Source organism: Photorhabdus viridis, from assembly GCF_040256935.1.
GTDB classification, from domain to species: Bacteria; Pseudomonadota; Gammaproteobacteria; order Enterobacterales; family Enterobacteriaceae; genus Photorhabdus; species Photorhabdus viridis.
The window spans coordinates 1-233 of sequence record NZ_JBEJZY010000447.1 but is presented as its reverse complement, the minus strand read 5'-3'; the positions used below and the strand labels follow the sequence as shown (position 1 = coordinate 233).

The 233-nt window shown below is 59.7% G+C and carries 1 protein-coding gene; it reads right to left on the bottom strand.

What is annotated here, in order from left to right:
- On the bottom strand, positions 1-233 hold a 233-nt coding region (locus tag ABR397_RS25635; RefSeq protein ID WP_350307886.1), incomplete at both ends, for a condensation domain-containing protein.

Here is a 233-nt window from a genome sequence, read left to right as displayed (position 1 = left end):
CAAGCACACCCTCCGCCTCCGGGAGCCCGCGCAGGTCATGTTGGGATAACCGCAGGCCGCTATCCGGCGCCAGCAGTTGCACTTGCGGCTGACCGTCAACAGAAACGAAAACAGAACGTAATGCGTCATGACGGGCAAACACGCTATCCAGCGCCTGCTGCCAGGCCTCGATATCCAGCTGACCGCACACATGCAGGGCCATCGGAATATGATAAGTCTCACTGACCCCCTCA